The sequence below is a fragment of the Desulfocicer niacini genome (assembly GCF_054657595.1).
The window spans coordinates 82,485-108,433 of the sequence record NZ_BAAHYK010000012.1 but is presented as its reverse complement, the minus strand read 5'-3'; the positions used below and the strand labels follow the sequence as shown (position 1 = coordinate 108,433).

Below are 25,949 nucleotides of genomic sequence, written 5' to 3'. Positions count from 1 at the left end.
ATGCAGATATCAAGACCGTGGGGAGTGAAGGCGTTGTCTGTCTTGCTGACAACGGGGATGGTATTATTGTATGTTGGCGGGCATGGTGTACGCGCATCGGATATCACAGATCAGTTCAGTGAAAAATATAATTCCATGGTGCCGGCCCCCAACAGTTCGGTGGGCTCAGATTATTTGTTTGAGCAGATTGCCCTGGGAAGTGAATATACCGTGCGCATGCTGGATTTGATTCGTGAGCAGAATAATAGTTTAAGCGATAAATACGATCGAATCCTGGAAAAATATGATCTCATGGAGGCTCAAAATAAGGAAATTATCTTTCTTTTAAAAAAAATAGTTGAAAAGTGATTCTGAAGGGATTGGATTTACACAGTATTTGCAGGAGCTGTGACCAATCCCCAGGATTTTTTATCCTTCAATTTGCTGTATAAAGACCTTTGCTTGGGCAGCCATTTTAAAATTTTTGTTCAGGCTCAGGGCCTTTTTAAAGGCATCCAGTGCATCCTGTTCATCTCCTCTGCTGAGATAGGCTTCGCCCAGATGAAATAAAACTGTGGGATTATCCGGGTTGCGTTTAAGACTGTCACGAAATTCACCAATGGCACTGTCCATAAGGCCTTTCTTAAAATAAACCAGGCCCAGGGTATCCATGACGGCAGGATCTTCTGGAAGAATTTCCCTGGCCACTCTGGCCCATTGGAGGGCCTGATCAAAATCATTGCTTCTTAAAACCAGAAGGTAGGCAAGATTGTTGGCCGCCGGCGCATATCGAGGATTTATCGCAAGGGCTTTTCGGTAATTTTCCTCTGCAAGTTTGAACTGAGCATCTGCATCATAAAGAATCCCCAGAAGCATGTGGGGCACAATGATGTCGGGATTTTTGTCTAGCACAGCTGTGTACTGCTCAATGGCTTTTTTGATATTGTTGGTCTTTACGTAGATGCGGGCCATGGAAAAATAGGGTTTCAGATAGTCGGAATCATTTTTTAGAGAGGTCTCATAGGCTTTCAATGCCATCTCTTCTTGATTTTCAGCAAGAAAGACTTCAGCCTTGAGGCTGTAAAGCGTGGCCATCATTCGGGGGGATTGGCTGGCAATTTCCATTTGTTTCTGGATCAGGCTGTGGGCATGATCATTTTTCTTTTGCTTGATGGCATTTCTCACAAGAAGCGTTAAGGTGTCCATGCTGGTGCTGTCCATGGCCAGTGCCCGGGAGAGATAAGATGCTGCCTCATCATATTTTTTTTCATAGGAGTAATATAGTCCTGTAAGATGATATCCCGTTGGGTTTTCAGGTGATATTTTGATGAGTTTCGTGAAACCTTCAAGTGCCTTATCTCTTTGTCCTGCTTCCATATCGCAATTGGCAAGAATTTCCGTTGCCGGATAATTGTCAGGCATCACTTTTAAAATTTCCAGGGCTTGGTGACGGGCAAGATCAAAGGCGTTGTCTTTATAGTATAGTCTTGCCAGATATTCCCTTGCCTTGAGATTTTGAGGATTGAAATCCAGAGATGTTGACAGCGCGATAATGGCGTCTCTGGTTTTTCCAAGTTCCATAAAACAGATCCCTTTCAAGAAGTGAACCCTGGCTGTCTCCGGTTTTTCTTTTTCAAGGCGGTTCAAAAGGGATAAAGCCTCATCAGGGGCTTTTTCATGGATTTTAATTTCAGCTTTAAGTAGCAGAGCTGCAAAAAAGTTGGGTCTTAATTCAAGTATGCCGGAGACAATTTCTTCGGCCTGGGTGAGTCGTTTATTTTTGAAATGAAATTTTGCCAGGGTGTTTTGTAGAGAAAGATTTTCCGGTTGAATGGCCACGGCCCGGGTGTACATTTCCAGGGCACGGTCATCCTTTCCTGTGATATCATAAAAGCTGGCTGCAGCAATAAAGGGTTTGATGGTTTTAGGTGCCAGTTCCATGGCCTTGAGATATGCTTTTTCGGCCAAGGATTCCTTTTGCATGCGAAGATAGAAATTGCCAAGCATAATTTGGGGGTTCGGATTTTCAGGGTTGGTTTCGCAGGCTTTGACAAGTTGTTGCTCTGCTTTCAGGAAGGCTTTTCGGTTCACATAAAAACGAATTATATCCATCCGTGAGGAGAGATTGGTTTCATCCATGGATATGGATTTAAGAAGCAGTGCTTCGGCTTCGCCGTAATTTTTTTGTGATACCTTAATGTTGGCCAGTTTGCGGTATGCGCTGTAATTGTCTGGTGTCAATCCAAGGATTTTGTGAAGAATGGCTTCAGCCTGGGCTATTTCATTTTTTCGGATAAGTATCTGTGCTTTGAGAAACAATCCTTTTGTATTTTCAGGATTCAGTAGGATTACTTTGTCTATTTTTTTTTCAGCTTGTTCTATCTGATTTGACAGGAGTAGAAAGCTGGCTGTTTTTAAAAGGATATCTGTATTGTCTGGATCCAATGTTTCTGCTCTGGCATAGGCCTGAAAGGCTTCTTTTGCATTGCCGAGTCGAATCATGGTTTCTCCCAGTTGATACCATGCCGTGGCGTTTTCCGGGTCCAATTGCGTAATATTTAGAAATTCAATACGCGCTTTCTGGTATTGTTTTTCGGAAAAATAATTCATCCCGTTTTTGAGGTGGGATTCAATTTTTTCCTGTTCTCCCTGGCATCCTGCCAGGATGAACAAACACATAATAACCGGGAGAAGCGCCTTTGTCTTGAAGTACATACATCCTCCGCTGGGGGTGAATAACAGCTTGAAATTAAATCTATTTTATACTATGTATCTATAATTCAAAAGACGTGAAATTCTGAGATTGTTTTCTGAATATACAAAACAAACTATCAATAGTATGGCATGGGCGAAAATGTCAAACAAAAAAGGCGGCATATCTGTGAAAAGACGAAATCAGAACTCCTTTGAAATGGGGGAGATTTTGATCTGCATCGGTGAAAAACGGTCATGTTAGAACCACTTGTGGGAGTCAGCAGGCAAATTGTTCAGATCCGGGAGTATATTAAGCGGGTGGCAGACACCTGTCTGAGTATCCTGATTACGGGAGAAACAGGTGTGGGAAAAGAGGTGGTGGCACGAAGACTTCATCAATTATCTCCCCGGAGGGGTAAGGCCTTTGTGCAGGTAAACTGTGCAGCCTTACCGGAAAATCTTCTGGAAAGTGAGCTGTTTGGTCATGCAAAGGGTGCCTTTACCGGTGCCCAGAAAAATCGGAGAGGTAAATTTCAGATCGCCCATGAAGGTGTTTTGTTTCTGGATGAAATAGGTGACATGCCTCTGGGGCTCCAGTCCAAGATTCTCCATGTACTTCAAGGTGGCAGGTTTTCACCCCTGGGAGCCGACAGGGAAGTGCTTTCAAATGCCTGGGTGATTGCAGCCACAAATTTTGATTTGGAGGTTCAGATCGCTTTAAAAAAATTTCGTGAAGACCTCTTCTATCGCCTCAATATCATTAAGATCCATGTACCGCCTTTAAGGGAAAGGCCTGAAGACATCCCCCCCCTGGTGACGCATTTCATGAATCGCTATATCAAGCAGTTTTCCAACAGGAAAATTTTGCCCCCCGATGATGAAGTGATGTCGGTGCTGTGTGGTTTCCACTGGCCTGGAAATATTCGTCAGCTGCAGAATGCAATTAAAAAGCAATGTGTGATTAACGATTGGCCCCAGGTAATTGATGAGCTAAGCCATGGCATAACCCCGGGGGATGTAGTGCAGGAAAAAAAGGCATTGCCCACGCCGGAAAAAATTGAAATTTCAGCTGTATCCGATTCTGTACGTCCTGCCCCTTTTCCGTTTGTTCTCTCGGAAATTTTTAACGGGACAGATACCGGCAATGAAGAAATCTCTTTGAAAGATATTCGTAAAATTGTTGTTCAGCGGGTGGAAAAAGAGGTTATTTCTTATGTGCTTGAACAGACGGGGTGGAATCGGATGAAGGCCTCAAAAATTTTAAAAATCAGTTACAAAACCATGCTGACAAAAATAACTGAACTTGGCTTACTACCACCACCATAGCATTGATTATCGGAATATTGCCGTCCAGGGGAATGGAGCGCTTTTACAATCATTGTCGGTTGGTAATAATGTAGTTGTCAAGTATCATCATCTGTGTCAAGGTCAATGTTCCAAATTCAATGCCTCTTTCCCTCATGGGAGCATTGTTGTTTTTTCCATTGGGTTTCACGGGGCGATCGCTGATGGTTCTGAAGGGAAGTTTGCTGACATGAGCGTTTGTGCTGCTCAGAAAAAGATGATTTTCCACCGGATTTTCCGGTGTGATTTGTGTGTCAATATAGCTGAATAAGAGCCCCCCCCGGCTGATATTTTTTATCTGGCCTATCTTAAATGAGTTCGGACTGATGGCGGCATAGGCACCCTGTTTTAATTCCACTCTCTTGTGCCTGCGGCGATCCCTGCCAAAAGCAGGCTGTTTAGATATGTTCATGGCGGTTCTCCTGGTACTTAAGCAGATATTATGTCAAAGACTATATCCATGCCCTATTGCTTTTTTACTCCGGGGGGATTCACATTCTCCCGGTTCAATGTTCAACCAGCGTGGGATCAGGCTTGCTAACTATAACAAATAAACCGTATTGTGACCAGACCGGAAAAATGGGAATTCTCCCTTTACCTCTTTTTTATGCTGAACGGACTCTTTTGGCCCACCAATTGTGATAAGTTGGTCATGTTATGACCGAGTTTTTGTGTTCATATGCCTTTGCCGAAAAGCACCTCGCGGATGGTCAGCAGAAAAATATGAAGATCCAGGTGCCAGGAAAGGTGTTTAACATAGTAAAGATCATAATTGAGTTTTTCCTTGCTGTCTTCAAAATTTTCTCCATAGGGATAATTTACCTGGGCCCATCCGGTCAGTCCGGGCCTGATGGCATGGCGCAAATGATAATAGGGAAGTTTTTTTTCAAGCTCCCTGACAAACACCTCTCTTTCCGGTCGTGGCCCCACAAGGTCCATGTCCCCCCTGAAAATATTAATGAATTGGGGCACTTCATCCAAGCGAATTTTTCGGATGATGCCTCCCATGCGGGTGATTCGCATATCATTTCTGGATGCAAATATTGGACCGGAATCTTTTTCCGCCATGGCTGTCATGGATCGAAACTTGATCAGACTGAATTTTTTGCCGTTCCTGCCGATTCTTTCCTGGAAGTAAAATACCGGCCCGGCGGATTCCAGTTTTATCAGCAGGCCTGTTATTAGCAGGATCGGTGAAAGTGCAATCAACAAAAACAAAGAGATGATCAGCCCCAGGATTCGTTTAAAAGCAAGGTGTAGAGAGGTTCGGTAAAAACCCTGTTCAAAGATAAACCAACTGGGTTTGAAAAAATCATCAATGAGGAGTTTCCTCTGGGCGGTTTCATAGAACTGGGTCCCTTCAATGACCCGTATATTTTGGAATTTGCATTGCAGAAGTTCCCGAACCGGCAGTTTCCCACGTCGATTTCTCAGGGTAACCACAATGGTGTCAATTGCATGGTCCGACAAAATGGATTCAAGGTTGTTCATGGTATCCAGAACCGGAACATTCTGGATGTTTTGTCCCACCTGGGAAGAAAGGGTGGTGGCAAAACCAACCACCTCAAATCCTACGAATTTTTTTTTCCGGGCTTCCTTTATTATTTCCGTTGCCTGGGAGGTAATACCCAAAATTAGAATTTTTTCACGATTGTGGGATAGACAATAAAAGATAAAGACCCGAAAGATGCCGATTATTGTAAAAATAAAAACAAGAGAAATGAGCAGTTGGCCATTGTTTAATAAAATATTATGTGAAAATAAAAATAAGGTTGCCATGGCAAAAAGTGTGAAAAAAAAGGCCGGAACGATTTTTTTCAGCAGATCTGACAGATAGATGAATTCCGTGGGCATATAGAGGTTATGGTTTAAAAGGGCGATTATGGTTATCCCCATAAACACAGCTATGGCAATGTTTCCTCCCATGCTTCCCGGATTAAGGCTGGGAGGCTTACAGGATAATAGACAACTGTAAGATAACAGGGGGGAGATAATCCCGAAACCAACGTAAATGATTATTAGGTCCACCAGCATGATGCTAAGTGTTCCAAAGGGGGTGCGGGTTGAAAAAAAAATGGATTATTCCTCCATATGTTCAAAAAGTTTGATTCTGTTACCACCCATTATTTTAGCGGAAACAAGGGCAGTCTGGGATTTTTCCATGAGGGTTTCCGGGGTGTCTGCGTCCAGGGGAAAGCCAGAAATCCCGCCGCTCAGGGTGATGGGAGTATCCAGGTTCAGGCGCATTTCATCGGAAATGTTTTCCACGGCACCAAGAATTCTGTTGGCAATCATTAATGTAGAAGACTTGGATGCCTGAAGCAAAATAACTCCAAATTTTTCTCCGCCGATTCTGCCCACAATATCATTGGAACGGACATTGGCTGTTATCTTATCTGCGATGAAGCGAAGCATCTGATCTCCGACATAATATCCATGGCTTAAATTAATGCTGTTGAAGCGGTCCACATCCAGAAGCAGCAGGGCAATGATTCCCCTTTTTTCCCGCTTAATACGGGTGAATTCTTCGTTCAGGCGTTTCCACCACAGCCCATAATTATATGTGCCGGTAAGATTGTCGGTATAGGTTAATTCCTGGAAACTTTGGCTTGCATGTGAGGTGCGGATGGTTTCACCGGCCCGGCTGCAGATATTTTTCAGCAGTATCTCCTGTGTCTTTTCAATGATTGGTTTCTCGTTATTGAATAGCAGCAGCTGGCCATGACTGGCTTTTTTTTCTCCGGTGGAGATCATGGGAAAAACCACGATAAATTCTTCTCTGATCAAAGAGGACGTTTGGACAAGAGACAAATCTGCTTTGTTGTATATTTCCATGAAATGGGGAGAGTCTGATACCTTTGCCTGTATGGAAGGCATTACCTCGTCATAGAGGTTTCGGTAGTTACCAGGGTCAAATCCATATCCCAATACCAGTTCAAAATACTTCGATTCTTTGTTTTTCAGGAAAAACACCCCTTTTTTTTGAATGCCACTCACATCCGTGATGATCTGAAAAATGTAGTCAAAGACAATTTTCAATTCCCGAAGCGTGTTGTATTCCCGGAAAATGTTCATCATGTAAAGCTGGGATGGTGGAGAGTGGTGGGACGGTTTTATTTCGGTATTGAGGAGGTGTTTGTAAAATTGCGTAATAATATTTTGTACCAGTTGCTGCTTTTCAGCCAGTTCCGGTTCTGACAGCTCCATGGCGTTAACGTTGATTGTTCCAATGGCACCATGGCCCAGTTTAAGGGGAATAATAAAGGAGTTATCAATCTCTTTTCTGGTAAGGTCTTCCGGATTGACAAGTGTTCTGCGATCTTTATGAATTCCTTTGATATAAAGGGGTAATCCATCGGTGGCTACCTTGCCTGCCACACCGGTTCCAAGACGAACCCGGGTGGTTTCGATAATTTCTTTTTTCAGTCCTCTTGCCGTTTGAATGGTCAAGTTTGGCGAACTTCCATCGGTGAGCATTATAGATCCACTTTTGCTTTTCATGACATCCAATATTACATCAAGCAATAGATCAAGAAGATGCTGGCAATTGAGATCGGGCAAAGTAGGTTCCTTTCCGTTCAAACGGTTCAAAGTTAAGATCAAAACCGATGGCTCAAGATATGGGATCAAATTAATGGTTTATGATAAAAGTTTGAAAATTGCAAGTATTCCGGGGGCGTTTCTCTGAAATAGTATTTTTCTTTATGCTGATACTTTGGGGCCTTTTAAAATACTGCTTGTGAAATTCATACACTTTGGCTATGTATAAAAGATTATATTTTTTTTAAAAACTTCTGAAGATTCATTGAATGGGTGTCTGTTATGTATCTTTCGTATTATGGATTGAAGCGCAGTCCTTTTCAAATCACATCGGATCCCAGATTTTTATGGCTGGGGGAAACCCACAGGGAGGCTTTGGCGGCCTTTAAATACGCCATCTATGAGAATAAGAGTTTTCTGCTTTTGACGGGGGATGTGGGGTGCGGAAAGACCACTTTGATAAATTCTTTCGTTAATCGTCTGAATGATACGGTTCTTTTCGGCGTTCTCAGCGATCCTGGCCTTTCATTGTTGGATTTACTCAATCACATAGCCTTTCTTTTTGGTTTGGATCATACCTTTAAATCCAAGGGAGAGTTCATTATTAAGTTTACCCGGTTTCTTAATAATGCATATGGGGCAAAAAAACGGGTATTGCTCATTATTGATGAAGCCCAGAGACTGAGCAATGATCTCCTGGAAGAGATTTGTATGCTCTCCAATATTGAAAGGCAAGATGCCAAATTAATAAATATTTTTTTTGTGGGACAGGATGAATTCAGGCAGATTGTCTCCCAGCATCCAAATCGATCTTTGAAGCAGAAGCTTACTTTCAGCTGTCGTATTACTTCACTAGATGAAGTGGATCTGGAGAAATATGTTCAGCATCGTTTGAAAATTGCCGGGACAACGGCATCTTTGTTCGATGAAGATGCCCTGAGCACGATATATCGTTACTCAGACGGTAACCCTCGTTTGATCAATATCCTCTGTGATCTCTCTCTTTTGACTGGATTTGTTCAGGAAAAAAACATTATTGATGGAGATATCGTTTCAGAATGTGTGGCAGAATTACAGTTGGTTCCATTGGTAGCTGAAAAGGTCCCGCTCCTTGATGAACACCCCCCTGAAAAAGATGATGAAAAATCATCCACAGTTGAAACAAGTGCCCCATTACCTGATCCATTGAAATCAAAGGAAGAAAAAGAGGCCCTTCCTACACCTGTTGCGGCGGATGTGGAAGAAATAACACCTGTATTTGTGGATGAGAATGGGGATGAAGTCATTGAAGATCTGGGGATTGATGGTCAACCAGAGGAAGATGTCAAAGCCCATATATCTGGAACGCCTGAGGATGTTGCTGGAATTTGTGAGAATACTTCTGGAGAGTCCGTTGATATTTCCGAAGATCCTGAAATATCGCTTGAAACAGAGGGTGAATCCTTAACGCCGGAGGAAACGGCTTCGCTTAAAGTTTCTAAATGGGGTAAAATTAAGCGCTTTTTAATGCTTATTGCAATGGTTTTAATGTTGGTATTTGCCTTTCTATTCTTCTATGCGCCAGAGATGGTATCGGATTTTATTGATTTCTCCAATAAGGATAAAAATGTATCCCATTTATCTCATAGGGTCGAAGATATGAATACGGCGGGAAATGGTGGAGGCGGCGTCCATCATATAGAATCAAAATTCAATTTAAAATCAACATGTTACTTTTTATGTTTTAATAAAATACCGTCATAAATACCGTCATTTTTTTATATGTAAGAATTCCATTTAAGGGTGGAAACTATATAAAAAATCATAAAATTTTTTCAAAAATTAAACTAAAATATTTATTCACCATCAGACCGGGCAGGGGAGAAAGATCCTTTTCTCAGTCTACCCCTCCATTCTGCCCGGCACCATCCCCCACGATTCTGTTTCCCGGACGTTCGTCCACCCGGCCAATGATCCCATGGAAGTGTTTTATCAGGCATTCCCGATGATCTGACGGTGTGAGTAACCTTCAATTTTTCAAATTTCTTTAGAAAGAATTCTCCACATTCTCCACATCCTCCACAAGCCCCATGTTTAAAGGGGTTTCAGCCCGTGGACATTCTCCACACAAAGTCCACATTCTCCACATCCACCACCCGGCCATGAATTTAACCTGGCCGTTCAGGTTCCCCTCATTGATGCCATGGATAAATCTTTATCCAATGACAGACCGATTAAGGGGACCCATGCCCGTGTTTATAGATGTGGGGTTTCTTCAGGAAGGGGTTGCCGGGTCCAGGTTGCCCAGGGTGACAATGATCTATGGTCCGATTGTTCAGGCATCACCCGGCAGGGAAAGGAGGCTTTAACCCATCTGGATGATTCAGCCCCCGGTGGGGTGCTTTTCCCCGTGGGGTTTTGGTGGTCGGGTTTTGGGTGATCCCCAGGCAAGCACCAGCTCAAGACTTTTGCCCCCAAAATTTACAGTTAAATAATATCTGAAGTAACCAGCCGGTTAATTTTATTCCAGTGCTCCAGAGATGAAAGGTACCCCCCGGTGACGGTGAGGTGATCCAGGGGAAAGGCAGGAGTTAAAGGGTATGCAGTGACACCAGCTCAAGGCAAGTACCGCCCCATACTATCCTGACAGCGATTGAGACGGCCCCTTTTTTGGGGTGGTTGAAAGGGGGGGGCGTTTCAGATCCCCCCTCGATGCCCGCAATCTTCCAGCTATCAGTGATACCTTTGTAGGACTCGGCCATTTTGACCGACTGCCCCTGTGGTGTGACACTTGTATGATTCATCCATTTTGGATGACTGCCCACCATCCCGTTTTGGGACAGTCCTACATAGGTAACTGTTCCCAGGGGTGGACGTTTCGGCTTGTCCTTTATCCTGGCGGTGACAAAGGTGTCGGTGGATTAAAGACCCCTTGCGTATGGAGTCCAAAAAGTAAGGCTGACCCGGCAGCACAAAGATAAATATTTACATATTTTTTACATAGGATTTGTGGGGATATGTGCTATAAGATATGAAAAAGGTTTTTTTGAATCGTTTATTTTTCATATGGGGGTGTAAAAATAGATAAATTATCCATAACTGATAAGGTGACAGTCCCCGGCATAATCGACAAAGGGATTGTGGTTCTGGTGGATGATTTTGGTATGGTGGGGGTTGAGTCTGAAACGTTCATCAATGGCCATGATTGCCATGGTCGCGGGAAAGATGGGCATTGCCTTTATGTCTCGGTGGATTCGGTGGCCCTGATATCAAAATCTGATCCCTTCATATTGTCCATTCAAAAACAAATTACCCGGCAAGGAGAAAAGGAACCACGGATTCCCGGATCACATTATCATCCTGCCCGGTACCGGCCCGTCCCATGGCCACCAACACATCCTTCATGATCCCCACAACCTGATCATGGATACCGGGGTGCTTACTTTTCCTGGGCCTTGCCACATTCAACACCTGAATATCATGATTCACAATCCACCTGTTAACCGTTCCCACCGGGGCCAGCTCTTTCCCCAGGTCAACATACAAGAATGGTTTGCCATGTTTTTTACACAAGCGCCGGGTCAAAGCTGATCCCCCGGAGAGCTTTATGAAAAGATCACGGTTCCCTCAGAGTCAACCACATTGGCCTCTGTCCACTCCAGTCTGGCCCCCTGAAGCTATTTTCTTGATCATCCCCCCCCCTCCATGTTGGTCTCAGCTTGCAACTGGATCTGCAACCAGTTTTTATTCATGTTGGTTTCAGCTTGAACCTAAACCTGAACCTAAACTCATTCAGTCCGCATAAGCGACAGTGCGGACATTGCTGCGGACATGCCTGAAATTAAATCCATTCAGACTGACTACAGCTTGTAGGTAAGCCTGTAGTCAGGTTATTATCCCCCCTATCAGACCGACCACAGCTTGTGGCCAAACCTGTGGTCAGATTCTATTTAAGGCAGTCTCAGCCTGTGACTAAATTATTCCTCCCCCCTCACCACCCTGACGACAACCTGTCGTCAAACCTGTCGTCAGTTTTTCATTCATGCTCGAATTGCTGGGAACACCGCCCCCGGGAAACCTGGTTACAGCCTGTAACTAAACTTGTAACTAAATCCATTTCAGACTGGTTTCCACTGGAAACCAAACCGGAAACTAAACTTTTTTTCACAGTTCCATTCATGCCTGAATGACTGTTCATATCCCCCCAGAAAACTCGTCACAGCCTGTGACTACACCTGTGAATAGATTCATGCCCCCCCCTACCCGAACAGGCCCAGTCCTCGCACTTCGTCTCGCACTAAACCACCACGCAAACCCTGCGCACCTTTATTTACAGGCATCCCGAAAAATTCAAGGTTTGCCTGTTCAGACTGCTGCGAACCTTGCACCCCCCCGCAACAATGTTGTGCGCACTGCGCACTTGATTGCGCACTACCTTGCGCACCAATGCCCGTGAAACATAAAAACCACTCCCCCGGAATGGAAGAGTGGTCAATGATTTATTCTTTGTCCGGACAGAGATATTAGGCTTGATTCCGGTAAACTTCAAGCTCCTTCCTCAATGCCTCCCGTTCCCTGGTCAATCCATCAATCTGCTTGCCGGTGAACTCAGCCAACAACCTTATCATGTCAATGGCGGTGGTCGTGACATCGGCAAGAGCAGAGATACTGTGACGGTCATAATACTCAAAAGGCTCATGATCTGCCGGGCATGACTCAACTTGCATGACACTTGCCACCAGCTTCAGCTTGCCCAGGGAAAAAGTACAAAGCCCCAATGGGTTTGATTCCCGCTCCAACTGCTTCCTTGTGAACTCTGGATTATTCAGCATGGTTCGCCACCTGGTCACCATTAACCTGGCTGGTGGATGCTACGGCCCTACAAACCCGTAATTGTGCTTCCAGGGTATCTATACGGGTTATCGCTGCATTGGTAATAGCCCACAATTCTTGTGTTGCATCGGCAATGATTTCACCCATGGATATGATAGCAAAGGAGTCAAAACCCCTAAATACATCATCCTCGCCGTAATCACACAAGGAGTTTATGGTCTCGGCAAGGAATTCAAGTTTTCCAAGGGCGTGACAGGCAAACTGCAATGGGTCAGAGCTGGAGTTTAATTCGTCAGTGGTGACGGTCTTCTTGTTTTCAACCTGCATGGTTCACCCCCTTCACTACGGCATCCACAACGGCGCCCTCCCGACAAAGGAAATGGTTCTTGCAAAGGGTGGTTACATCAATCTGCACACCGGCCTCTTGAACAAAATGCCGTGTTTCTGCCAAGGTTGCCGATATGTTCTGAATCAAACCTTTGAAAATGTAGGCGTACCGGGAATAGATATCTTCCGGCAGCATTTCAACCAAAGTGAAAATCTGTTCATGGGAGTAAGAAATCAGATCAAAGAGGTCTTCTTGATCCACTTCAACGGGGTTCCCGGTGGTGGTGTTTCGGTATTCGGTGGTTCCGTTCGGCAGGGTGCAACGGGTCAATGGAATTGTGTAAGGCGTGTATGAATAGGGGGTGATTTCTCTTTTCATTACAGGCTGCCCTCCTGCATCATCCGGCGTGTGTCTGCAAGCTGATCTCTCAGAGCCTTGACTTGAAGGTCTGATCTCCATGACAAAGCGCTCAGTTCGTCCTTAACCATGCTGAATAGTTCTCTGGCGCTGTCGGCAGATTTGCCGGTGCACCTGGAAAAGATGTGGTCCAGCTGTTCAATGATTTGTGAAGTTCGGTACTGATAAGAAATTCTGTGGGGGGGATTGATGCGGTGTTCTGGTTCCATGGTAGGGCCTCCGTAGTGTTGAGTTAAACCCTTTTCATTCGGCTAAAAACAAAAAGGGCAGCATGGGGGTTAGCCGACTGGACTACGGAATCCAGCACACCCGAAGGTGTCCCCCATGCTGCCCAATATAGGACGCATGGAACAAAAAAAGCGTTCACATGTAAAATGCAGACGCCTATTTGCGCCCGTAGTGTTCCGGCGGCTAAACCGTATCCCTGATTTTGCAGAGATGATTATTCATAAACTGGTGGTGGGTTTGTGTCAAGGGGAATTTTTTATTAACTTCACAATACAATAAATGAAAAAGCCGCAAAGTTAAAGATCAAAAGTTATCAATAATATACTGAGCTAAATTATAATACTCGTCAGCCATCTCATTCATCAAATCAATTTGATTTTGAGCCCATTGCCCCCGGCCTCTCAGTTCGTTTGTGGGCCGATATTGTGATAAATATCGAATAGGGACATTTTGAATTATACTATCTGGAGCCATAACATTAAGATCTTCAATTTTTGCAATCGGTTCAGTTTCTGTAAAGTCTGGAACTGCAGCATAAGGTTTTATCGCTTTCAGTTGAGCTATCATTTGATCTTTGATTGCTGCACTTATGGATCTATGGTGTGCCGCATCTGCTCCTACTTCGTGCTTTATACCATTTCTTTTTCTGGTATCAAAACCATTGAATATCCAACCTCCAAATTTGGGCATACCTTTTTGAGTTATAACAGTATCTCTTGGATTCCCTTCAAGATACCGTTCTTTTCCTTGTTCCCAATCTCGAATAAAAGAAGGTAACATTTCCCCAATCAAACCAACGCAATAAGCTGAAAATAAGTCTGGGGTACAGGGGACTAAGAAATAATCGGAACAGTATAGTGCTGAACGAACCAGGGTGTTAAAAGATGGCGGAAGATCGATTAAAACGTAGTCATACACAATATCATTTATCTTCTGTGCTTCCTGAGATATTAACTCAGGCAAAATAAATCTATATAAACCGGCACCACTAGAAACATCCGTACCGACGTTAAGAATATCGGAAAAAGTGTTCAACCAGAAATCACCAGGAACAACGTCAAGGGTTCCATTTTTAGCTTGAGTTTTAGGCTTAAAAGTATAAAGTTCACCTATCTTATTTTGCAGAATATAGGGAAGAGCAAAAGCTTTCACTGTCTGCCCAAATGGGAATTCGTCAGATGATTTTAAAAGCTGAGAAAATTCTTCATTTCCAATACATGCTATCGATAAATTACACTGTGGATCGAAATCAATCAATAAAACATCCTTCCCTTTATCAGATAGAGATACTGCTAAATTCCATATTATGGAAGTTTTTCCAACGCCACCTTTATTGTTAAAAACGGAAATTGTCTGTGCCATTTTTGTTTTATTCTCCTAAATTTTATAGTCATGAGTCCTGTGAAAATGTATTCCTAATGAAAAAATGATTCGTCGGATAGTAAAAATGTAGTGATAAAAATCCAATTATAATAAAGTATTTACCCCTTCATCCCATACTCCCATCAAAAAATCATGTCAACGATTATATTAAAATGTAACACGATAAAAAGAACTATATGACCTTTGCCAATTAAAAATCAATCTCAGGTTTTATAAGGTTCTCATGAAGGGCGTGTTTTCTTGGACTTTGCAGGGGGTGGTTTGGATTGATCGGGCAGGGGGGGGCAAGAATTTGTATGAGAGCTGAATAGAAGGCCTACGCCAATAGGCAAAGGGTTACCAAAAAATGGGATGGAATTGACAGCAATATCCCTAAAAATAAACACCTATATAAGAAATGGATAAAGCTTTAATTTAGTTAGAATTCGTCCATATAAATTTCCTCTTCAACTCATTAAAAAGATGCCATTTTTTAGTAAGATGTTGGTATCTGCCCACTATTATTCCTGGTGAAATATTGAGCTCTTTAGCAATGACTATAATTTCTCTTTTTGAAGTGATGGCTTGAATCCGGTTGTTGAATTTATGGGGAATCAAAAAGTCAGCGGCATATTCGTTAGCACGTATTTCCCTACTATCATCTTGGCAGGGCTTACCATTATTAATCAAAAGATCTTTCTTGTTATCATGGATGACATGAGCCGCTTCGTGAAAAAATGCGAACCAGAGTAGGTCTTCCGCTTTACCTCGTAGGTTAAGTAAAATCATAGCCTTGCTAGGTGAAAGCCATTTTGTCGCTCCGTACCAAGGGGCTTTTTTCATTTCTTGAACCAAAACAAGTGCAACACCCGCTTCTGCGCAGAATGTCCGCATCTTTTTTATAAAAATTTCTGGCTTAACAACGGTGAGACTTCTAATTTCTTGAATTGCTGCTTTAAATTTTGTCTTAGAAAATTCGGCACATTGAATAGCGTTAGCAGCAATCTCTCCTTGTCTAATCCAGGCAGAAGTAGGGCCTGGACAACTTTCAAAACATTTTGAACGTCGTGCTGCAACTTTAGGCTCATCCCATATGGCATGCCAACTCTCCACGCTGCTGACGCCATAAAAAGCCAGCACGGCTCTTAATCGCTCAACCTTATCAGTTGTTTTGGTTAAGACCTGCCTCTTGACCAGCTCGGTTACAGGGATTTCTTTCAACCATTCAAGATCGGCCTCCAGCCTTTCACGTTCATGGATTTTGGCCAATTGCTCACGGTATTGTGCCTCCAGATTATTCCACATTGCAGCGGGAACACCTACTGCCAATTCAAGACGATTGGCTGTTTCATAAGAGATTGGTTGGTCTCCTTTGAAAATTCGGTTTAAAGATTGCACAGTAAGCCCAGTGCGGAGAGCAAGTTCTTTTTGTGTCATACATAGCGCCTCCATGGTTTCACGCAATGTATCGCCAGGTGGGACGGCATAGTCCGGTTCAAAAGTATATTTTTGGGTTACTTTTACCATTTCCTTATTCTCTTTTTTAATGCGTATCATCAATGCCGATGATTTCGACCTCGCTGACGGAAGACCAGTCCAGGCCTCCGTCTTTCAACTCTGGAATCGGATTATGAGCAGGAATAAACAGTAATCGGTATGGATGCTCAAGATCCACGGAAAGTTGTCCTTTACGATTCCCGGTTAACTCATGGCAGCGAGCTGGGGGTAATCTGGTAATGTCCGTCAAAGTTTCTGCCGCAGAAAGTTCCATCATACGTTGCTGGAGCTTCTTGCCACATTTTGCCCCCAATTTTTTGATGGTTTCAGCGCGTTTGCTACAGATTTTTTGTAGTCTCTTTGACTTAAAATATATGTCCATATGATAAATTATTCAAGTAAAAAATTAACATTGTATGTTAATGGTTTTATTGATGACTTACATTTGATAGTTTTTAATCTCATACTCCCATCAAAAAACTATGTCAATAATTATATCTAAATGTAACACTCAAAAAAACATCAGTCTAACGTTAACATTTGTTAACCCCTCATGGGGTTCGTGTTTTTTTCTTGAAACCATTCAATGCAGACTTGGCCTTTCCTTCTTTTGTTTTTGGTCCGGTACTCCACCCACCATGCAGACGGCAACGGCCATTTTCATAAAGGTCTTTTCTTTTGCAGGGCGTCCCGGCCCTGGTTCTTGCTCCTCAAAATTCTTGTTGCATGAGTTGTTCATGGGTGTATTTCATGATTTGATATCCTTTCTCAAATGTAGGGTTTTGTGAGGTTCTCATGGGGTTTGTATTTATGGCCCCAGACAAAAGGGTGTTTCTTGTAGTCTGGACTACAGGTTTTTCCAGGTTCTCATGGAAGCCCCAAAAACAGGTATAACACCAGCCCAGGCACCTATAACCCATTTTGCCCCCAGCAGGTTATATGTAATAGGCTACAACGCCGGAGCGCTCAATTATGACTCGGTTTTAAGACCTGTGGCTGCGGAAATATCAAGCCTTGGCCAACCGTGGTGTGAAAGATCCCGGAAAGGAGCCGTGCATTTTTTAACCGGAATCACTGACACCCACACAGAGGCTAAAAAGTCGGCAAATGATCCCAGAGGTATATGGACTCCAAAAACTCTACATTCTACCCGATGCGTATGGACTCCAAAAATTCATACCAGCACCCGGCCCAACGCCTCTTGAGCATTGATTCGTTTGAACACGCTAATCACCAATGCTATGCAACACCGGGAATCCTCTTTCAAGTCGGTGGCATCCTTCGGCACCCCAGAATGATCATGCTCCAGGGAACAGCCCCGGCAGGAGAAACCGGCTGATCCATCAGCAAGGCATTTATCCAGGCATTGAACATAATGTGGACACCAAACATTCCTTGCACCATATGGTGTGGTTTTCTGCGGTCGGGTTCTTGTCATATCATCGGTGCACCATAAATAGTCAAACCATGGCTATCCTCAAACTGTGATATGCTGATCATGGCCAGCTCATCCACCTGACACCCGATCAAATACTTTATCAGTGCTGGCATGGGTTTATACTCCCAGGTGCACATTGAGCATCCGCTGTCATAAAAGATGTGATCCGAGCATACACTTAGCCCTGCTGCATCCAGGAGAAAAACAAAGTTGCTCAGCTCCGCCAATTCAGAAGGGTTGTCTTTCCGACTATCCACCACAAGGCCCGGATTCAATCTTGATTTAAGATTTATTTGTGCTGCTTCAATGTTCATGGGCTTTTACCTTCAAGCTGGCTGCCTGGATATCAAGGAAGAGATCCCGCTCTCCGGTTCTCTGTTCACAATTATCTGAACATAACCGGTTCTGTTCTGCCCGATGCAACACCTCGTATGTTTTTTTCTGAACAATTTTTTCATGTTATTCATCCTGAAACCTCGTCCCCATCTTTTCAGCAATGCTTGTCATACTACGGCGATATTACCGAACTCTGGACATTTGACCAATGCGTTCTGGCAGCTCTCCCACAAGGTTTGATCTGTTCAGCTTTCCGAAAAGTTTAAATGTGCGGTTGTAGCGGTCTGGGTCTAAACGCTTCGTCATACTCCACCAGTCACTCAGAAAACTTCTTTGCAGCGGCGGTGGGAACGGATCAGACATCACATGTGCAGGGGGCTGTGGCGGTGCTGAATTGTCAATTGGCGTTTGCGTCGGCTGTTGCTGTGACTGTGGCACCACATCTGATCCGTAATAAGGATTATTAGTGTACATCGTTTTTTGTTCGAACCTGGCTTGCTGTTCTTGCTCTGGGGTTTGCCCAAGTTCTTTTTGCTGGAGTGTTTGCCTTGGCTGTTGTGGCTTTTTATTATATATCATTTCCTACTCCTGTTAACTTTTACAATTTTTTAGGGGCTGTAACTGCGGTGCCCACTTTTTTTGTCATGCTGCTTTGATGCCCTCTTTCTCATAAACTCCACTCCGCACCCTGGCCCCATGCTCCAGGACACCCACAAGGTGATCATAGTAATCATGGATGACTGCCCCATCTTTCCCAGGAGACGGACGGAGCACCCGGCCTACGTACTGGATAAGACGGCCACTGAATTTGATAGGGGTTCCCAGGAAAAGACTTTCCAATGCTGGCAGGTCGTAACCCTCACCGATTAATTGCCCGGTGCATATCAGGATTTTAACCGAGCTGTCCGTTATCTGCTGGGAGACGGCTTCACGCTCCTTTTTTGACAAGCCCCCCGTCAAGACCACGGCTTCAAGACCATGCTCCACTTTCAGGATATCGGACAATGCCTGGCAGTGGTCTTTCCGGTCGGACAAAACAAGCTTGATGCCCTGGCAGGGGTCCCCGGCAACGTCGCTGCATATCTGTCGGTTCCGATGGGGATCTTGTGTCAATTCAGATAAAACCTTGCTGTACTCTTCCGATGGGTTAAGGCAGGTGTCAAAGTCTGTTTGATGCCATATCACTTTGGCCTGACACAAAGCCCCATTGTCCAGGAGTTCGGCCTTATCCACCTGGTGGCGGCGGTCCCCCAGGTAAAGAAATATGACCCGGCCCAATCCATCCCGGCGGTATGCAGTGGCTGACAATCCCAGGAGATACTTTGCATCCAGGGAACTTACCACATCTGTGAAGGTCTTTGACGGTGCCCTGTGGCATTCATCAACAACCACCATGCCGAACTGTCCCCGGATATCATCAACACGCTTGCACAATGTCTGCACCATGCCGACGGTGACTCGATCCCCCAGGGAGAACTTGCCAGCACCGATAACACCCACTTCACATGCTGGGATTCCCAGGAAAGTTTCTATTCGGTCAATCCATTGATTCAGGAGTTCTTTGGTATGGACTATCACAAGGGAGCGCTGCCCCCTGGCTGAAATGATATTCAACGCCATGACCGTTTTCCCTGATCCGGTCCCGGATTCAAGAACACCATGCTCATGGGCAAGCATGGCATCCACGGCCACCTGCTGGAATGGTTTCAATGTCCCATGGAATTGGAAGGAAACAGGCACTTCCACCCGGTTATCAATGATGCTGATATCATGCCCGTGGCCTTGGCAGATCCGGTAAGCCCTTGCAGCAAAACCTCGCGGCACTTCCAGGCCCCCGGACCATTCCCGATAAAAATACAGGTATCTGTCGATGCTTCCCGTGTAGCGTCCGGCCCGTTCCGCATCGGTATATTGGGGGTTATTCATGGTGAGCTGGCGTTTAATCTGATCCCGTATTCCAGGTTCCAGGCCCGTGATTTTCAGATTGTTTTTGATTTCAAATTGCATTATCATTTTCCTTCCCTATGCCTTCCAGGGTTGCCGCCCATATGGAAGGCACTGTTCGATGTTGGCCCGGCCCGGATTGCCGTCCTGGTCGGGTCCTTCTTTCAAAGTTCCATCAATGCCTTTTCCCATGGCTTAGTATTCCCGGTGATCTTTTCCCGGATCATCTCCCGCAAATTTCCAGGGACATCAATTGCCGGCGCTTCATATTGGGATAATTCTTTTCTGATTTCCGGCATGTACTTTTCCATGATCTTGTCCAGGGCCTTCTTTTTTAACCTGGCTGCTTGGGTCTTGCGGTAGGTATCACGAAGGATGTTATCATCTGGAATAACCTTCTTCACTCCATGGGCTTCAAGCTTTGACTCGATCAATTCAACAAATTGCCCCGATGTCATGGCGTTTAATTCCACCCGCTCACCATGCCATTTTCCAGGAACAATTTTTTGTTTTTCTTTGTCCCATTTATCCGGGTCTTTTCCCTGAACCAAGATATCTGCTTCTTCATCTGTGGCCCCGGCTTTTATGATGCTGTCCCGTGGGTCTTGTTCCTGGTATGTCACCACCTCACGTTCAAGCCCTTTGATATCCTCCAGCCGGAGACCGATATCAATCACATCCACATCACTCTTGAATTTATACATATCGGTGTCTTCACTCAGTATTCGGGCAATATTAAAACCTGCATGGTCAAAGTCATGTAAGGCAAATGTCGTTACCCCTTCATCTGACAGTCTTTCAATTAACACCCTGGCAGCTTCAGAACTCATGCCCTTAGTGCTCAAGTATGCTATTCCATACCGCTCCTGAATCTTTGCCGCATGTATAAGGGATTCAAACCCCTCTTTCTCAATATACAGGGCGTATTTGTACCGTCCTTTGTGGCCATTGATTGAAACCACGGGCATTGAAATATTTGGGCCTGTAACCTCACCACCTGCTGATATGTGGATATCATCAAACGAGCTGATATAATTTCTGACGGCTATTGTCCCCAGGGGCACCCGTTTTTCTGTGAAGGGTTCAATCATGTTGCCCCTGGCATCAAAAACAATATCCCAATCTTTTGTCAGCTCTGGATTTTCAGCCTGAAACTCACGAACCAATGTTCTGAAATATCCATCACCAAGTTTATCAATCCCGGCCAACATCAAAACTTCCCGCCTGGCTGCATAAAGTACCTGTCTGCATTGTGCGGGTAATGTGTTCCCGGAACTGGCTTTCATATAGGCATCTTTCATAACCTTGAAAGCTGCATCTCGTTGACTCATGAATCTCTTTTTGTTTACGATTTTCTTACGCTTGTTGAGAGTTGCCTTTTGATCCCGGCGCTTCTTCTTTTGAGCCTTTGTCCACTCTTTACTGATTATTGCAATGCGTGACTTCAGGTCATTAAAAATGTCATCATGCAGATTGATTTTATTTTTTCCATTCCCCAGGAAGTCAAAAGAAGGGCATGCAATGTGAATGAACAATGCAACATCGTTTAGAAATTCTATATGGATACTATTCAAAAAAGATTCCATTCCATTAATACCGCCATCAATCAAAACAGAATGGTTAAGGCAGATTTCCGGCGCTCGATATGAAAGACCTTCAGCCACTTGAAAGAAAACATCCAGGGTATAGGGCATCCCGGTAGCCGTGGTGCCTTTTGAATTTCGGTGTTCAAAAAGCTGGTGCTCATGTTGCGCCCAAAGCGTTTTGACATGATCCGCGTTTAAATAGCCCAATTTGACGGGTTGTATCTCCCTGGTGTTTTCCTTCATGGAACATAGAAGACGTGTCACCATGGCGCTGTCAATGTCATTGTCGCGCTTAAACTGGACAATCCCATCACGGCTATTGATCCCGATGGAATCACAAATCAATTTTTGTTTCGGTGGTGCCTTAAGTCCTTCAAACTGCTTCAAGAAATCGTTTACTTTCATTTTTGGATTTTCATTAATTGAACTTGAAACCAGACTGATAAACTTGTCTGGGTTGTACCAGCGGCAAACCAAAGACATGTCACTTGTCCACTTGGTTTGCTTGCCAGCCCTCGGATAAATGCGGGTTTCACCGTCGAAGCTCAAAGTCAAGTTTGCATGGGGGTTGCAACATGAAAACCGTTTCATTAAATCCAGACAATTAAGTTTTGTAGAAATACGCGGTTTTATATATTCAGTTGAGCATGCTAAATTGAAACCATGGATTTTTATAAAAGTCCCTTTTTCTATAAATTCGGATTCTGAAATCGTGGTTGTTATCTCAGGGCTTTGTGCTATCCGATTGAGAGAAACATGGATATCGTACCGGGTCCCGTTGCTGTGGATTTCAACATCTGCATAGTCACCGTTGACGACAAAGGGGCAGGCATAAACACACATCAGGGCGTTTCCCTGCTGCCCACGACTGGGAGAAACATAACAGAACTTGTTTGATACTTTGACACCATAATCAATGGATTTCTCGATAACATGGGCAGGGATACCCGGCCCGTTGTCCATTACAGAAAGGCTGTCCTCATCAATGGTGACCGTGATATCTGGATTCACACCGGCGCTTTCTGCTCCATCCAGGGCGTTATCAATGAGTTCTTTCACAAGGGTGATGCCCCACTTATCCCTGGTGGTGCCCATCTGTTTTACAAGCTCTGCTGCTGTGAAGTATTTCATTGATCTGCTGGTTGTAAAATGCTGTCTGGCTGTTACTGTTGCCATTTAATAAAATCCTTGTTAACTTTGAATTGTCTGAAATGCCTTCCAGGGTTGCAGCCCTTTATGGAAGGCCATTCGATTTGGCCCGGCATCGGCCCAACCTTTGCCGGGTTTCTCATTATTCCCAATGCCGGATAATCCAGTCACCTACCCACCAAATCAATCCGCTTGCCGTCATGACTGCCAAAAGTTCAAATGTTGTCATTTTTTAACCCTCCTGTACTTCAGTTATAGCGGGGTATCCATGAAGGGTTCCCCCATCTTCAAGGTGGTCACCGTCGTAATCCTCCAGCTCATCAATCCCGGAAAGCTGATCCACCTCGGATTCACAGAAGGGACATGATACCCGAACGGTCATATGTAATGGGATCATGCCGTCCTGTTCCCGATGGCTGACATAAACCTTCAGGGGGTTGCCGCAAAGTTCGCAATTTTCGCCGGTAATTTCTGTGATTGCCTTTTTGATCTGTTCGCTTGTCATTGTCTTTTCTTCTCCATAAAATTTCTGTGATTTTTTAACCTTGCTGAATGTTGTAATTCACTCCAAATTCATCAGCTCGGTTAAGGTGTGTGAACCACCCACCTAAGGGGTGGTCACCTAACACTATAAAGGGGGGTGACCATGAGACCACCCCGCCTTTACTGGCTCTAAAGGTGGTCACTTGGTACCCTGCAGGGTGACCACCTCCTTGATTTTTTAAACAACTGTTATCATTATGTTTTTGATGGTCACTTGCAAAGGGTGACCACCAAGTGACCACCAGCGACCACCTCAAGGGTGACCACCTCATGTGACCACCCTATTTGATACATCTGGCAACGAATATTTATAAACCTGTTTTCCCTTCTCAAGCATTGAAAAGCGGTCAATGAATTTATGGTCAACTGCTGCCCGAATATGTTTTTTTGCTGCAGTATGACCGATGCCGGCAAGCTCTTGATAGACCTTTGATAGTTCGTTTGTGCTGGTGGCCATACCTCCCAGATCGGTTAAAGCCTGTTTGACCATTACCCCCTGTTCCGCTCTTTCCGGGGTGAGATTTTCCTCTATGGGTTTGAAAGTCTGGTCCGGCATCATTCGGAGAGTGAAGGATTCAAACATTTGAAAGTTGTTGCACTTCTCATGTCTGACATGGATGCAGGGGATTTTAGCCTGTCTGGATAGTCCATCACCGATCAATCTCGTTTGAGCAACAAAGGTACGATTCAATTCTATAAGGTTCCGGGTCCAGTCCCGAATAGCAGAACTTCCCCGATATCCGCCGCCATCTTTTTTATTATGATGAATTACAATGGGGGTGACCTTGCACATCTGCGAAACCTCGGTGATGCCATCAAGATTTTTCCGCATCTCTGCAGCTGCATTTTCATCACATGAGATAAAAGATATCAGGGGGTCAATCCATATCAGGTCAAGCTTGCTTCCCTGGTAATCCTCGATGCTATGAACCAGATCAACAACCCATTGCCGGAACTTAGGATCATCAAAGGATTTTCCACATGTCAGTACGTCCCCGTGAATAATCGGTGCATACAGACGTTTCAGGGCATCCCTTGCTTCTGGATTATTGCCCACCATATTGTTTAGCCTGGAATTGATCTGAATCTTTGAGTTTTCAGAATTCAAGAATAAGGATGTTCGGGGTTTTGGGACTGCAAATTGATCAAAAATAAGATCTCTCGACATTGCCAGAAAATGAGCGATATGAAAGGCAATGGTGCTTTTGCCTATACCGCCGTCACCGGTAATAATAACTTGGTCACCTTCTGCTATGAGACCATCAATAATGAATTCCTGTCTCATCGGTTCTTGGCAGATATCAAAACAGCTTGTGAACGATATCATAAGCCTTCGGGGTTCCGGGGTCGTGGGCTGCTGGTTAATTGTCGTCTCCTGCTGGCGCATGTACTGCCGTTGATTGAACTTATTAATGGTGACGACATCACCCTTCACCGGGTCTTGTATCGTGTACTGTTCGCCCATCGCCCGTACCGCTGCATCAAAATCACCGCCATATTGATAATGAACAATCAAATCAAAGGAATCCCCCCAGGTACCCCCGTTTGGTGCTGGCTGGCCTATCTGGGAATCACTGTCATGGTGGGATAGCCACTTGCCATTCTGGACGGTAACCCCTGGCGTTCCGCTTTCGCTATTCGGTGACAACCATTTGTTGTGGCCCTTCTGAACATATCCGAACATGGAAAGGGCAGTTTCTACCGGGTAGGCTTCCCGGGTTGCTGTTATCGGGTCATGCTGTCCGGTGTTAATGCGCTCCTGCACTCGTTGCCGTGCCTGTTCTGCCCTGCGCCTGATCTCCATTTCAAGTTCATAGCGCTTCTGTCGCTCCTGGCTGATCTCCTGCGCCCATTCGATATAATCAAAGGGCTTTGTCTCACTATTGGATGTGGCAATCATAGAAGGCCCCCCGGTTCGGCAGGTAGAAGAGTTGCCCAGGTCGTTCCGTTGCCCTGTCGGGCTCGATCCCTGCAGCCTGTAATTTATCGTTGAATATTTGGGCGTACATCGAATAGTCGCGCCCAGGAATAGGGACTGATAAGGGGACAATAATTCTGGATTTATTGTTTTCTGGGGTGGCTGATTTTGTCGAATATATGTAATGTGCCGTTCCTGGTGGGAAAATGGCTGATATAGCGGTGGATATCCCCAGACTGGTTAGGGGTCCCACATGATCCAGATCGGCCACCAAAGCATGAAATTTGCCGTGCTGACGCTGAAAATCGTGGTTACGAGCAAGTTCTCCGCCGGTGCTGCTGGGAATAATCCATGGGGCTTCTGACTTCGGAACGTCCAACGGATTTTTAACCATGCTGTTCAGCACATCCAGAGCAAACCGTAGATAAGGTGCTGGATTTTTCGCTGTGTGGCTTTCGCTGTGGTACGCTCCGTTTCCAGATACCACTTGAATTGACGAAACATCTTGATTTTTAATGGGAAAATTGCTATCTTTCAATTATCCTCTCCTTGCCCGTTGCCCGTTGCCCGTTGCCCGTTGCCCGTTGCCCTGTCCCGGCGCGGGCATCCTACTTTTCTAAGCCCATGATTCATCGCGTTCAGCGATTCTATCTTCTGTCCATTCTTCAATTTCTGCTTCGAGCCATCCGCTCGTTCTTGGTCCCAGTTTGACAGGTGCAGGAAAGGCTCCCTTGCGGATCATCAAATAGATTGTGGATTTTGAAAGGCCGGTTTTTGCCTTAACGGCAGGCAATCTTAGAAATTTTTTTCCCATCATTCTCACCTATATATTTA

General features: G+C 44.7%; 24 protein-coding genes and 1 pseudogene. 3 read left to right on the top strand and 22 right to left on the bottom strand.

All coding sequences use genetic code 11. The features are described 5' to 3' along the window. The gene (locus tag ACYQ2M_RS08465) at positions 1–348 is read left to right on the top strand and encodes a hypothetical protein (RefSeq protein ID WP_459915896.1); all 348 of its coding nucleotides are present in this window, start codon (positions 1–3) and stop codon (positions 346–348) included. A gap of 60 nt (positions 349–408) precedes the next feature. Here ACYQ2M_RS08465 and ACYQ2M_RS08460 read toward each other — a convergent pair whose 3' ends face one another. Then, entirely contained in the window at positions 409–2,694 is a 2,286-nt protein-coding gene (locus ACYQ2M_RS08460; protein ID WP_459915895.1) for a tetratricopeptide repeat protein, read from the bottom strand. A gap of 234 nt (positions 2,695–2,928) precedes the next feature. Between ACYQ2M_RS08460 and ACYQ2M_RS08455 the strand changes: the two genes are divergently transcribed. Beyond that, positions 2,929–3,999 carry a sigma-54 interaction domain-containing protein gene (locus ACYQ2M_RS08455; protein WP_459915894.1) on the top strand — a complete coding sequence of 357 codons (1,071 nt, stop codon included), beginning with the start codon at positions 2,929–2,931 and terminating at the stop codon, positions 3,997–3,999. Between the two features lie 49 nt (positions 4,000–4,048). Here ACYQ2M_RS08455 and ACYQ2M_RS08450 read toward each other — a convergent pair whose 3' ends face one another. The 3 genes from ACYQ2M_RS08450 to ACYQ2M_RS08440 all read right to left on the bottom strand — a co-directional run bounded on the left by ACYQ2M_RS08450 (position 4,049) and on the right by ACYQ2M_RS08440 (position 7,518). Next, positions 4,049–4,429, bottom strand: coding sequence for a PilZ domain-containing protein (locus tag ACYQ2M_RS08450; RefSeq protein WP_459915893.1), 381 nt, complete (start codon positions 4,427–4,429; stop codon positions 4,049–4,051). A gap of 263 nt (positions 4,430–4,692) precedes the next feature. Continuing rightward, a complete protein-coding gene (locus tag ACYQ2M_RS08445; protein ID WP_459915892.1) occupies positions 4,693–6,051 on the bottom strand; it encodes a TIGR03013 family XrtA/PEP-CTERM system glycosyltransferase in 1,359 nt (452 codons plus the stop codon). A gap of 45 nt (positions 6,052–6,096) precedes the next feature. Then, positions 6,097–7,518, bottom strand: coding sequence for a sensor domain-containing diguanylate cyclase (locus ACYQ2M_RS08440; RefSeq protein ID WP_459915891.1), 1,422 nt, complete (start codon positions 7,516–7,518; stop codon positions 6,097–6,099). A gap of 321 nt (positions 7,519–7,839) precedes the next feature. Between ACYQ2M_RS08440 and ACYQ2M_RS08435 the strand changes: the two genes are divergently transcribed. Next, positions 7,840–9,300 (top strand): ExeA family protein, encoded by a 1,461-nt coding sequence (locus ACYQ2M_RS08435; protein WP_459915890.1) that lies wholly within the window; start codon positions 7,840–7,842, stop codon positions 9,298–9,300. Positions 9,301–10,625: 1,325 nt separating this feature from the next. On the opposite strand, the gene ACYQ2M_RS08430 is transcribed toward ACYQ2M_RS08435, so the two are convergent. From ACYQ2M_RS08430 to ACYQ2M_RS08345, 18 genes and pseudogenes are all read right to left on the bottom strand, one after another. Beyond that, the gene (locus tag ACYQ2M_RS08430; RefSeq protein WP_459915889.1) at positions 10,626–10,769 is read right to left on the bottom strand and encodes a hypothetical protein; all 144 of its coding nucleotides are present in this window, start codon (positions 10,767–10,769) and stop codon (positions 10,626–10,628) included. A 76-nt stretch (positions 10,770–10,845) separates the two neighbouring features. Then, complete coding sequence (locus ACYQ2M_RS08425; RefSeq protein ID WP_459915923.1) at positions 10,846–11,109, bottom strand: YpsA SLOG family protein; 264 nt, start codon at positions 11,107–11,109, stop codon at positions 10,846–10,848. 950 nt (positions 11,110–12,059) lie between these two features. Next, positions 12,060–12,368, bottom strand: a complete 309-nt coding sequence (locus tag ACYQ2M_RS08420) for a hypothetical protein (protein WP_459915888.1) — start codon at positions 12,366–12,368, stop codon at positions 12,060–12,062. Next, on the bottom strand, positions 12,358–12,696 hold the full coding sequence (locus ACYQ2M_RS08415) for a hypothetical protein (protein WP_459915887.1): 339 nt from the start codon (positions 12,694–12,696) through the stop codon (positions 12,358–12,360). The genes ACYQ2M_RS08420 and ACYQ2M_RS08415 overlap by 11 nt, the downstream gene beginning before the upstream one ends. Then, positions 12,686–13,075, bottom strand: coding sequence for a hypothetical protein (locus tag ACYQ2M_RS08410; protein ID WP_459915886.1), 390 nt, complete (start codon positions 13,073–13,075; stop codon positions 12,686–12,688). The genes ACYQ2M_RS08415 and ACYQ2M_RS08410 overlap by 11 nt, the downstream gene beginning before the upstream one ends. Then, a complete protein-coding gene (locus tag ACYQ2M_RS08405) occupies positions 13,075–13,323 on the bottom strand; it encodes a hypothetical protein (protein WP_459915885.1) in 249 nt (82 codons plus the stop codon). Before ACYQ2M_RS08405 ends, ACYQ2M_RS08410 begins: the two co-directional genes overlap by 1 nt. A gap of 322 nt (positions 13,324–13,645) precedes the next feature. Continuing rightward, positions 13,646–14,704, bottom strand: a complete 1,059-nt coding sequence (locus ACYQ2M_RS08400; protein ID WP_459915884.1) for a ParA family protein — start codon at positions 14,702–14,704, stop codon at positions 13,646–13,648. 435 nt (positions 14,705–15,139) lie between these two features. Next, positions 15,140–16,231 carry a helix-turn-helix domain-containing protein gene (locus ACYQ2M_RS08395; RefSeq protein WP_459915883.1) on the bottom strand — a complete coding sequence of 364 codons (1,092 nt, stop codon included), beginning with the start codon at positions 16,229–16,231 and terminating at the stop codon, positions 15,140–15,142. 16 nt (positions 16,232–16,247) lie between these two features. Continuing rightward, on the bottom strand, positions 16,248–16,583 hold the full coding sequence (locus ACYQ2M_RS08390; protein WP_459915882.1) for a type II toxin-antitoxin system RelE/ParE family toxin: 336 nt from the start codon (positions 16,581–16,583) through the stop codon (positions 16,248–16,250). A gap of 169 nt (positions 16,584–16,752) precedes the next feature. Continuing rightward, positions 16,753–16,899: pseudogene (locus tag ACYQ2M_RS08385) on the bottom strand (HGGxSTG domain-containing protein); the annotation flags it as partial. A 736-nt stretch (positions 16,900–17,635) separates the two neighbouring features. Continuing rightward, positions 17,636–17,953 carry a hypothetical protein gene (locus ACYQ2M_RS08380; RefSeq protein WP_459915881.1) on the bottom strand — a complete coding sequence of 106 codons (318 nt, stop codon included), beginning with the start codon at positions 17,951–17,953 and terminating at the stop codon, positions 17,636–17,638. Positions 17,954–18,158: 205 nt separating this feature from the next. Further along, on the bottom strand, positions 18,159–18,554 hold the full coding sequence (locus ACYQ2M_RS08375) for a hypothetical protein (RefSeq protein ID WP_459915880.1): 396 nt from the start codon (positions 18,552–18,554) through the stop codon (positions 18,159–18,161). Positions 18,555–18,617: 63 nt separating this feature from the next. Then, positions 18,618–19,982, bottom strand: coding sequence for a DEAD/DEAH box helicase (locus ACYQ2M_RS08370; RefSeq protein ID WP_459915879.1), 1,365 nt, complete (start codon positions 19,980–19,982; stop codon positions 18,618–18,620). A gap of 101 nt (positions 19,983–20,083) precedes the next feature. Beyond that, positions 20,084–22,681 (bottom strand): ATP-binding protein, encoded by a 2,598-nt coding sequence (locus ACYQ2M_RS08365; RefSeq protein ID WP_459915878.1) that lies wholly within the window; start codon positions 22,679–22,681, stop codon positions 20,084–20,086. Positions 22,682–22,886: 205 nt separating this feature from the next. Further along, entirely contained in the window at positions 22,887–23,159 is a 273-nt protein-coding gene (locus tag ACYQ2M_RS08360) for a hypothetical protein (protein WP_459915877.1), read from the bottom strand. Positions 23,160–23,465: 306 nt separating this feature from the next. Then, complete coding sequence (locus ACYQ2M_RS08355) at positions 23,466–25,097, bottom strand: AAA family ATPase (protein ID WP_459915876.1); 1,632 nt, start codon at positions 25,095–25,097, stop codon at positions 23,466–23,468. Next, positions 25,078–25,653 (bottom strand): hypothetical protein, encoded by a 576-nt coding sequence (locus ACYQ2M_RS08350; protein WP_459915875.1) that lies wholly within the window; start codon positions 25,651–25,653, stop codon positions 25,078–25,080. The genes ACYQ2M_RS08355 and ACYQ2M_RS08350 overlap by 20 nt, the downstream gene beginning before the upstream one ends. Before the next feature lie 78 nt (positions 25,654–25,731). Continuing rightward, a complete protein-coding gene (locus tag ACYQ2M_RS08345; RefSeq protein ID WP_459915874.1) occupies positions 25,732–25,932 on the bottom strand; it encodes a helix-turn-helix transcriptional regulator in 201 nt (66 codons plus the stop codon). Positions 25,933–25,949: the final 17 nt, after the last annotated feature.